The organism is Arthrobacter sp. E44 (assembly GCF_041877125.1).
GTDB lineage: Bacteria > Actinomycetota > Actinomycetes > Actinomycetales > Micrococcaceae > Arthrobacter.
Genome location: NZ_JBHDJA010000067.1, coordinates 1 through 695, shown reverse-complemented (window position 1 = coordinate 695; position 695 = coordinate 1). Strand labels below are relative to the sequence as shown.

General features: G+C 68.2%; 1 protein-coding gene. It reads left to right on the top strand.

The features are described 5' to 3' along the window. On the top strand, nt 1-695 hold a 695-nt coding region (locus tag ACETK3_RS21345), incomplete at both ends, for an aldehyde dehydrogenase family protein (RefSeq protein ID WP_373993598.1).

The window sequence follows — 695 nt, the reverse complement described above, 5'->3', positions numbered from 1 at the left end:
GTTCCCACCGGGCTGCTCATCGATGGTGAGTGGCGCGACGCCGCTTCGGGCAAGACGTTCGACGTCGAGGATCCCGCTACCGGGAAGGTGCTGCTGAGCATTGCCGACGCCGGCCCCGAGGACGGTGCGGCCGCCCTGGACGCCGCCGCCGCTGCACAGGAATCCTGGGCGAAGGTGCCGCCCCGGGAACGCGGCGAAATCCTGCGCCGTGCCTTCGACATGGTGACCGAACGGGCAGAAGACTTCGCCCTCCTGATGACTTTGGAAATGGGCAAGCCGCTGGCCGAGGCCCGCGGTGAAGTGACCTACGGCGCCGAGTTCCTGCGCTGGTTCTCCGAAGAAGCAGTCCGCGCCTTTGGCCGCTATTCCGTCTCACCCGATGGCAAGTCCCGGCTCCTGGTGGCCAAGAAGCCGGTGGGTCCCTGCCTGCTGATCACACCGTGGAACTTCCCGCTGGCCATGGCCACCCGCAAGATCGCCCCGGCCGTCGCCGCGGGCTGCACCATGGTGTTGAAGTCTGCGAACCTGACGCCCCTGACGTCCCAGCTGTTCGCGGCCGTCATGCAGGAAGCCGGCCTCCCGGCCGGTGTCCTCAACGTCATCCCCACGTCCACGGCAGGGGCCACCACCGGGCCCCTGATCAAGGACTCCCGGCTGCGCAAGCTCTCCTTCACCGGCTCCACCGAAGTGGGACG